5 protein-coding genes and 1 pseudogene are annotated in these 10,172 nt (G+C 32.4%); 4 read left to right on the top strand and 2 right to left on the bottom strand.

What is annotated here, in order from left to right; genetic code table 11:
- Window positions 1–63 precede the first annotated feature (63 nt).
- Window positions 64–2,154 carry a type IA DNA topoisomerase gene (locus tag FLS47_RS08925; RefSeq protein WP_149914032.1) on the bottom strand — a complete coding sequence of 697 codons (2,091 nt, stop codon included), beginning with the start codon at window positions 2,152–2,154 and terminating at the stop codon, window positions 64–66.
- A 35-nt stretch (window positions 2,155–2,189) separates the two neighbouring features.
- Window positions 2,190–3,626: a DUF4099 domain-containing protein gene (locus FLS47_RS08930; protein ID WP_149914033.1), complete on the bottom strand. Its 1,437-nt coding sequence runs from the start codon at window positions 3,624–3,626 to the stop codon at window positions 2,190–2,192.
- 512 nt (window positions 3,627–4,138) lie between these two features.
- Between FLS47_RS08930 and FLS47_RS08935 the strand changes: the two genes are divergently transcribed.
- The 4 genes and pseudogenes from FLS47_RS08935 to FLS47_RS08950 all read left to right on the top strand — a co-directional run.
- Window positions 4,139–5,206, top strand: a complete 1,068-nt coding sequence (locus FLS47_RS08935; protein WP_223225196.1) for a DNA cytosine methyltransferase — start codon at window positions 4,139–4,141, stop codon at window positions 5,204–5,206.
- The gene (locus FLS47_RS08940) at window positions 5,196–8,099 is read left to right on the top strand and encodes an ATP-binding protein (protein WP_149914034.1); all 2,904 of its coding nucleotides are present in this window, start codon (window positions 5,196–5,198) and stop codon (window positions 8,097–8,099) included. The genes FLS47_RS08935 and FLS47_RS08940 overlap by 11 nt, the downstream gene beginning before the upstream one ends.
- On the top strand, window positions 8,089–9,825 hold the full coding sequence (locus tag FLS47_RS08945; RefSeq protein WP_149914035.1) for a response regulator receiver domain: 1,737 nt from the start codon (window positions 8,089–8,091) through the stop codon (window positions 9,823–9,825). The genes FLS47_RS08940 and FLS47_RS08945 overlap by 11 nt, the downstream gene beginning before the upstream one ends.
- A gap of 87 nt (window positions 9,826–9,912) precedes the next feature.
- Window positions 9,913–10,044 (top strand): annotated as a pseudogene (locus FLS47_RS08950) (IS256 family transposase); the annotation flags it as partial.
- Window positions 10,045–10,172 lie beyond the last annotated feature (128 nt).

Below are 10,172 nucleotides of genomic sequence, written 5' to 3' on the forward strand. Positions count from 1 at the left end.
AATGAAGGATACAAACGGATGTCGCTTCTATCCCTCACGCTAAAATTTTATGAGAATAATGCATTAACCTTTCTTTTTTGCTTTCCGTTCTTCGAATTCAAAGCTGCTTTCAGCTCGATTATTTAATACAATGTAGGCAGAAAAGCTTTTTCCGGACTTACTCTTCATACTCTTAATTAAACCTGATCTTCCTTGTGTGATCAGTTTTTCAAGATCCGGAATACCAATCTGCTGACCACATACATTTCTAAATTGTATCCAAGCACAAGATTCTGTAGGACATTTAATGAATTTATCACGGAATAGTAGTGTGCTAGTTTGACATTTTGGACATAACCAAATAGGCGTCTTTTCAATTTGTATGTTACTTTGTAATAATTCCTTGGTGATAGCAATTGTAAATAATTCCATTTCTTGTTGAAATTCTGTAGCATTCATTTCTCTGTTTTCAATTTTTTGTAACGCTAATTCCCAGGATGCGGTCATTCCTACATCAGCGATTTGATGTGTTTTCACCAGCTCATATACCTTTAATCCTTTTTCAGTTGGTATCAAGGATTTCTTTTCTCGGCGTATGTAGGCGCGCTGCAATAATGTTTCAATGATGGCAGCACGTGTAGCAGCTGTACCAATGCCAATTTGTTGTAAGGCTTTTCTAGCCTCTTCATTATTAATAACCTTTCCTGCATTCTCCATAGCAGACAATAGACTAGCTTCACTGTATAGGATAGGGGCCTTTGTCTTCTTTTCAAGTACTTTTGCTTCCTTTATTTTTAAAGTGGAACCTATGCTTAATAGGGGTGTTTCTTGAATTATTTCGTCTTCCTTATTGTCAAAATTACCCTGTATACTTCGCCAGCCTCCCGATAGTATCTTAGATCCCCTAAGTTTAAATTCATAATGTGACGCTTGTAATGTAATTTCACTGATTTCCTTTATACAAGGAGAGGAGAGTGCTTCTAAAAGTCGAAAAGCAATCATGTCGTAAATAGCATTTTCTTTAACGCTAAGTGCCGTAGGTATTATTTCGGTAATCAAAATACCATGGTGATCTGTAACGCGTAGATCATTGACTATACGTTTGTTGAATCGTTCCCATTTTATTTTTAAGGCAGCTTCCTTGCAACTTGTTTTAACTTGAAGGGCCTGAACAAGATTAGGGATCTCACTCCACATATCCTCTGGGATGTATTTACTACCCGTGCGTGGATAACTAATGAACTTTTTTTCATAAAGATCTTGTGCAATTTGAAGGGTTTCTTCTGCAGTGAAACTTAGCTTTTTGTTCGCTTCTTTTTGTAGACCTGTAAGATCAAAAAGTAACGGTGCATGTTCGTTTTGTTCCTTGATTTCAACAGCCGTGATGAGCGCATCACTACCGTTTCTCAGAATCGCTTTTAAACAGTCTTCAGCTGTAATTTTATCTTCCCATCTTTTTTGTGATAAACTCTTAAAATGCAAAAACTCCTTATTATGTAATAGTTCAATTTCATAATATTTTTGCGTGATAAAAGCTTGATGTGCAATATATCGTTCACATATTAACGCTAGGGTAGGTGTCTGGACCCTGCCTAACGAATAATTGCCTGTACCAGCCGCTATAGATAAGGCTTGCGAAGCATTTATTCCTATTAGCCAATCTGCACGGCTTCGGCTTTGAGCAGCCTCAAATAGGCCGTCAAATTCCTGCCCTGCACGTAAATTATCTAATCCATGACGGATAGCCTTTTCCGTAAGTGAGCTAATCCATAAGCGTTCGAACGGTTTTTGGCAGTTTAAGTATGCGTAGATATAGCGAAATATTAATTCTCCCTCTCGACCAGCATCTGTAGCAACAATGATGCTTTCACATGCGTGCATTAGTTTCTTGATGACTTGAAGTTGCTTAGTAGCACCTGGATCGGAGATGTATGTTGTACCTTGTTTTATTTTTTTTACAGTTAATGTAAATGGATTGGGGATTATAGGAAGTGTGGATTTTTGGAAGCCCACAATTCCGTAATCTTCTGGCATGGCTAAACTGACTAAATGACCAAAGGCCCAACTGACGCAATAATTATTACCTTCAAAGTAACCATCTTTTTTTTCTTGGGCCCCAACGAGGTAGGCAATTTCTCTGCCTACACTCGGTTTCTCTGCTAGTATTAATTTCATAGGATATCATTTTTCATCTAATAATAGGATTACCTTTAAAGTTTAGGCCCCTTCGGTTTTTTCTGTTGCCTACTGGTTTCCTTTTGCATATTCCTTTCATCGGGACCGCTCTGACCTGAGTTCAATGCTTCCTTACTGTTTTTAGTGGATTCATTTGTTTTTCCCTCTGAGTTTACAGCAACTTGCGTTTTATGAGGCTGCGTAGGCTGGAGTAAGTTTTTCAACTTACTAGCATCATGAAAAGAAAAGTCTATCTTTTGGGTATCTTTATTAAAATTGATGTATCCGTTATACACTTTCCCCTTTTTGTCAACTAACCCGCTAATGTATACCGTATGGCCATCTTTGAATTTTTCATATTGCTCGTGATCTAATTCTTTTCCACGGAAGGAGCGAGGAACTTCTTTTATTGTATCAGGATCTTTAGGGCTAAGGTTTGGCGCACGGTCAAATTGGAACTCTATATATCTTTTTTCTGCATTAAACTGAACATGTGCATCAAAGCTAGCTCCGCTTTTGGATTGCATGCCCTCCAGGTGTACTGCCATGCCATTAGAAAGTTGTTCTTTATGCTGCTCATTTAGCTTAACTCCTTTAATATCATCTGGTATACTGATCACGTCAGTACGTAAAGCAACGAGTTCATTAGTTTGCCTATCGATGCTGACTAAGGAAGGAATAGTCTCTCCAGTCTTAGGGTTTATTAAATCTACCTTTCTACCCATGTTTCCTGTAGTCAATAGGTTTTCCTTGTCTTCTTTACTAAACTTGTGTCCGAAGAATTCAAAGTTTAGGTTGGGCTCCTTGCGGATACCGTGGATAGCGACAATAACTTGACCTTGCTCGTTAGTTTGTAAGGACAGCTTAGCATGTAAGCGGGTAATAGCAGAACCTAGGTTTAGATTGATTGGAACTAATTCATTGGTCTTGTAGCCCTTTAATAATGGTTCCAGTAAATTCATCTTTTCAAGCTTCTCTTTACTTATTCCTAAATTGTTCATCGTCTCCCAATCGATTTGATCAGTCTGATAACGATATTCCTTGTTTTCATTTTTACTTTCCATAGTCATATTGTTTTGTGGGGTTAATACTTCTGTGTTTTGTTTCAGTGTTTCAGCAAGTACATGTTTTTTAAAAAGTTCTCTCCCTTCGTCATTAGGTTTGTCTACATGTTCTTGTAAGTGCTTAGCGACGTCAAAAGATATAGGTGATGGTACCTTGAAAAAGGTAAAGTTTGTCGGGTTTCTAAGCTGGCTGAAGAAATTACTGAAGAAGTTGGAAAATAGATCTCCGTATTTGTCAACTCTTAAAAATTTGTTTTGATTTTCCTTACTCGGGTTGATGGTTTTCATATTGCCCTTTTCATCAATATCTTTAACAGCCATGATCTTCATTTTTTCCTTATCCAATACCAATAAAATATCAGATAGCTGTTCTGAGGATGCTGTTTTTTCTTTGTTTAAATCTTCCATATATTTTAATTTTTTAATTAGAATAAGGGAAGATATAGGATGCCTTTAAGAGTTAGATTATAGCTGTAGTACTTGACAGAAGCTGGCTTTGATTGGCTGGTGCTAAAAAGGTACAAGGTCGATATTTTGTAAAGTTCGGCTTGAAATGGTTGGTAGGACAGGAAGTTGTTAGGGAGTGGAATTAACTTGGATAAATGTTTTTGTATTGGGATTTGGAGCGATAAATATGAAGGTTAATGAGGCTTTACTACAGACATACTTTATTAGTTCTTAATGATACTGAAAATATGCTCATTAGCGTAGTGTGAATTATAACCTAGGTAATTGCTTTTGAATGTAGGTACTAGGATATTTAGCGTGATTTTTTCAAAATTATATCTAATTACACTAATTTTAGAATGATTAATGCGAACTTATTCTTTAAACTTTATTCATTAGTCATTTTATATAATTTATGATGTCCAAAAAAATACAGATATTAGCATAATATTTTTTTTAATTCGATTTCTATAGTGATTACAAATAAAAAGAAAATTAAAGCGGTTGATTTCTTCTGTTCTGGTGGGGGCATGAGTTGTGGGATGCAAAAGGCAGGGATAGATATTTTAGCGGGTATTGATTTTGATATTACATGTAAAGAAACTTATGAACAAAATATAAAAGGAGCCCAGTTTATACATGCTGACGTTTTTGAGTTAAAGGAGGGAGAGCTTGAAATAAAGCTCAACCTAAAGCGAAATGATGATAATTTACTACTAATTGGGTGTAGTCCATGCCAATTTTGGAGTATGATACCTACAGATAAAACAAAGTCACTAAAATCAAAAGACTTACTCATAGAATTCCGACGCTTTGTAGAATATTTTAATCCAGGTTATGTTGTTGTTGAAAATGTACCAGGTGTACTTCGTAGAAAAGGAGAGTCAGGATTAGATGAATTTGTCGTATGGCTTAGAGATCATGGGTATACTGTTCATGCAGAAGTTCATGAGGTGAGTGACTATGGGGTACCGCAGCATCGTAAGAGATTTACGTTGATCGCAAATCGTATTACAGAAGATGTTATTATACCTGAAAAAATAAAAGGTGAAAAAATAACAGTAAGAGATGTGTTAGGAGTACATAACGGCTTTGCTAAAATATCACATGGGCATAGAGATACTACAGACTTCATGCACACTGTTGCAGGATTAAAACCAATCAATTTAGATAGATTAGCTGTTACTCCTAAAGATGGAGGAACTAGGATGGCTTATGTATTTGACAAAAAATTAGCAGTACCTTGTCATTATGGCAAGATAGATGGTTTTAAAGATATATATGGTCGTATGTGGTGGGGAAGACCCTCACCAACAATCACGACAAAGTTCTTTAGTATCTCAAATGGGCGTTTTGCTCATCCAGAAGAAGACCGGGCTATTTCTCTAAGAGAAGGCGCAGTATTGCAATCTTTCCCGAAAAATTATATCTTTAAGACAAATAGCATTGCTAACACCGCAAGGATGATCGGTAATGCTGTACCTCCATTGTATGCTAAAGCAATAGGAGAATCAATTATTAAGAACCACAATGCAGTTTAGAACTAAAGCACGAGCAGTAGATTTATTGGGTAAGGGGCAAATTGCAGATTTACCTACAGCCATAACGGAGTTATGGAAGAACGGTTATGATGCTTATGCTGATAATCTAAAAGCTGAGTTATTCAAAAAAGGATATCAAGGATTAGAAAATGATTACTTCATTATTTCTGATGATGGGAAAGGTATGTCCAATTCTGATATCTTAGACAAATGGTTGGTTTTAGGTACTGATTCAAAGTCTAGAGCAACATTAGATCTAGAATCTGAAGAAACGCTTTGGAAGAGACCACGTATTAAAGCTGGTGAAAAGGGGATCGGACGTCTTTCCATAGCATATTTAGGTAATCCTATGCTAATGCTCACAAAGAAATTAGGACATCCTCTACAAGCTCTTTACTTTGATTGGAGGCTGTTGGAGAATTACAACCTTTTTTTAGATGATATTATTATACCTATAAAGCCAGTAGAACAAAATAATTCATTAGAACAGATCTTTAAGGAATTAAAATATTTATTTCTAAAAAACTTTGAAAAAGAGCTAGATTTAGATAGAAAACCAATTTGGGAAGGTAAACAAATCGAATTAAAAGAAGATATTATCAATAATACTAATGATGCTAGGTTAGAAAACGTTATTTATGAATCTATAAATAGCTTTTTCAGTGCTGATAATTCTCATGGAACAATTTTCTTAACATTTAATCCTATTGACCAGGTACTTGATTTAGCAGAGAAAGATGAGGAAAGGTTAGATGATAAAGAATTTATTTTATCAAGTTTGTTTGGTTTTACAAACGATTTTAAAGATCAAAAGAAAATTTTCAATGTTTCATTTAAAATTTTTGACGATGATGATGAAGCGTATGAATTATTAGATAGTGCAGGTAATTTCTTTGATTTTAATGATTATAGTTTAGCTGATGTTATAATTAAAGGTGAATTTGATGGTAATGGTAACTTCGACGGTGAATTAACTATTTATGATAAAACTATTGATTATTCATTTTCTAATATTCGTAATAAAAGTAAAAAGAATAATTATGGTCCTTGTAAAATAGAATTAGGTTATTCTCAAGGCTTTCAATCAGAATCTAAGTTAGATGAGTTTTCTTGGAAAAAAATAAATGATAAAGTTATTAAACACGGAGGTTTGTATCTATATAGAGATAACTTCAGAGTTTTACCATATGGACGAACTGATTTTGATTTTTTAGGATTTGAAAAAAGAAGAGCTAAGCATGCAGGTACTTCTTATTTCTCTCACAGACGTATGTTTGGATATATTGAAATATCGAAAGAATTAAATCCTTATTTAATTGACAAATCAAGTAGAGAAGGACTTACTTCAAATTCACAATATAATGCATTTAGAAAAGATTTGGAATTTTTCTTCATTTCATTAGCAAATGAGTTTTTTGGGACAAATGCAAAACAGTCTATCTTTTTAGATAAGAAAAAAGATCTGAGAGATCAAAATGATTCTATGAAAGCTGACAAAGCAAGAGAAAAAGCTGATAAAATAGCCTTCTCGAAATCATTGAATGAATATCCAAAAAAATTAGAAGAGCATCAATCGAAATATGAAGGTTTACTAAATGAGCTCGAAGTAAAATTAGATAATATTAATGTTACGTATTCAGAAGTTGAATCAATTTTAGATGAACTTCAACGATTAGATATTGAATTTAAATCTTTATTACCTAAAGTGCCCAAAAGGTATAAGCCTACAGAAACTCAAAAAGAGAGATTATATAAATTTGAAGATCGTTTAAATAATTATTTTGAGCTGGTCACTCCTAGAAGAGAGGTACTTGATAAAAAAGCTCAAGATAAATTAGAAATCAAGGATTTAAAAATTAATTTTACCAAAAAATATAATTCTTACATATCATCTTTAGAAAAAGAATTAAACTCAAATAGACAAGTTTTAGAATCAAAAACAGATAGTTTACATAAGGAGTATAAGGAACGTTCACGTAATCTTATAAAAGCGTTAACAGAAAATAAAGAGGAAACTATTAATAATATTGTTTCAAAAGAACAAGTTTCCTTATACTCAGAGAAGGTACAAGATATATATACATCATTATTGAATCAAGCACAAGGAACCTTGTTCCCTTTAGTTGAGCATATTAATCGTTTATCCTTTGATATTGATGAAGAACAAGTACAAGGTGCCTATAAGGCTCAATACGATCAAATGAAATATCAATGGGAACAAACCCGGGATACCGCTCAATTAGGTATAGCTGTTGAAATTATAGACCATGAGTTTAACCAATTATATGCTAAGATAAATAATCAGCTTATTGTCTTAAATAATAATGAAATAGTAAGTTCAATAAAAGAGTTTAATTTTTTAGAAAAAAACTTTAAACAATTAGAAGATAAATATGCTTTATTATCTCCATTGTATAGAATTTCAGGTGCTGTAGTGAAAGATATCTCTTGTAATATTGTTTTCAAATATTTAGTAGAGTTTTTTGAAAATCAAATTAAAGATTACAATATTCAATTTGAAGTTTCTGAATCATTTAAAAAACATACGATATCAATAAAGGAACCTGCAATTCACACAATATTTATTAATATAATCAATAATGCTATTTATTGGATGCGTAATAAAGAGCGTCGTATCATTAAATTAGATTATTTGAGTGATTCAGATGAAATTATCATAGCAAACTCTGGAGAGAAAATACCAGATTATAAATTAGAGAAGATCTTTGATTTATTCTATACACAACGACCTAATGGTAGAGGTATAGGTCTTTATTTATCTAAGCAAAGTTTAAATGAAGCAGGGCTTGATATTTACGCAACTAACGACAAAAAATATAATTCATTAAATGGAGCTTGCTTCGTAATAAAGAGTTTTAATTATGACTTTTAGTGAAAAGACTTTAGAAATAGTAAAAGAATCAATAAAGTCAGCTGTTTTTATTGATGAAAAGGCTAGAAATGTTTATGATTACGAAGGTATTGATGATACTTCTCTTGAGCAAAAATTATCTGTATCTGTTTATGAAAATTTTAAAAAAAATGGTATATCATTAGCAGTTCATAAATTTCAGAAGGATGACTTAGATAATGTTCCTCTGTTAAATTACCTTTTTAATGGTAGAGATTTAGTATTGTTAGATTGGAAACTTGAAGGAGAGGGAGGTGAAGAATACTCTTTAGAATTACTATCAAAAGTTGTTGATTTAAATCACATTAACTTTTGTTGCATTTATACTACAGAACCAAGTATAGATAACATCTTTTTAAATATACTTTCCTATTTTTCTGGAATTGATTCTCAAATGTTTCTAAGTATAAAAGATAAATTTATTGATAATCATGGAGAAAGAATAGAAGAAGTAAAAAGAGAATATAATTTTTTAGATTATAATCACAAAAGTAATGGTAGACTTATTGCCAAATTAGTAGAGAATGATTTTAATTTTAATGATTTAATTAATTTATGTGGGGGGGGGATAGATTGGAAAGAAGCTCTTTTTTTGTTGATGTTAGCTTTTGAGGATTATCATAAAAGTACTAAATCGAATCATAAACCAACATTAATTTCTATTGAAAATAAGTCTTTAGTTATTAATAATACTATTTTATGTATTTTAAACAAGGAGAATGCATTAAAAGAAGAGCCGATTGAGATCATATCGAAATTATCTGAAAAAATTGAAAATTCTCAAAATAGTTTTAGTCAATTATTAGGCTTAGAAATGCAAAATGTTTTTAATAGAGATGGGTCATTTATAGACAGTAATTTATTAAAAATATCAAAAGAAGCATTGTTTGCTCATAGAAAATTTGTTTTAGAAAATAATAATAACGACATACCATTTAAAACTCTTATTAAAAAAGTTTTACTTGAACATGCATATTTAAAATTAAGAACAGCAAGACTATCATTATTAAATGATGACTTTTTGCAAAATCAAGTTAGTGAAACTTTAAGCTTAACTGATGAGCAGGTAGCCTTAATAAATACATTCTATAACTCTGTTAGTATAAAAAGCCTTCATACAGATAGTTCACCAATGTTAAATTTTGGAGATGTTTTTAAAGATGAACAAAATGACTATTATCTTTGCATTACGGCATTGTGTGATTGTTTAAGACCTGAAAAAATTCAACAAAATTATTATTTTGTAAAAGGGAAAAAATTAGATGTAAAAATTGCAAATACTCTAGGTGATTCTGCCTTTATCAGTTATGTTGGAGAAGACGAAGCAATAACTTGGGTAGCGTTAGAACCTGATCAAAATATAGAAATTGAAAACGAGGGTAAAACTGAAGAGCAAATTGAATTAGAAACATTAAGATTTAAGACTAAGTATTTTGCCAAATTTAAACATTTACCAGTCTATATAAAACCACACATTTATAACGTAAAAAATCCTAGAATTATCGATGATAAACTCGAAATCAGAAGGGTGGAATCAGTAAAATTAGAGGATGGTAAAATTAATGGTGTAAATCAAAGTGAAAATAGTACTATTTTGTTTAATAATATTACTTACTTAACTACTTTAAGGTCTGATTATGCTCAAAGAATCGCAAATCACGCGTTTTCTCATCCTGTAAGAGTTGGTGTAGATTTTGTTAAAATATGAACAAAAAAATAAAAGGTGATTACGAGACTGTAAAATAAACTGTCGTCAAGGATAATAAACAGAAGTATTATTTTTGACATAGTAATTATGAGTATTAAGGAAAGCGATTTTGATTTTGAGTCCATGAAGGACCTGGCCCTAGAACAGTTACGTAGTGGTGAATCACTTTATGGCAAGAACGGAGCTTTTGCTCCTTTAATGAAAAAGTTTTTAGAAGCAGTATCATACTACCCAACTACTGGACAACTGCATAAATGTTTAAATTAGCAGTTGAGAATGAAAAAAGAACGCAGGAAATTCAGTGCAAGCTTTAAGGCTAAGGTAGCCATAGAAGCCATCAAAGAGCA

It is taken from the genome of Sphingobacterium cavernae (assembly GCF_008520265.1).
Taxonomy (GTDB): domain Bacteria; phylum Bacteroidota; class Bacteroidia; order Sphingobacteriales; family Sphingobacteriaceae; genus Sphingobacterium; species Sphingobacterium cavernae.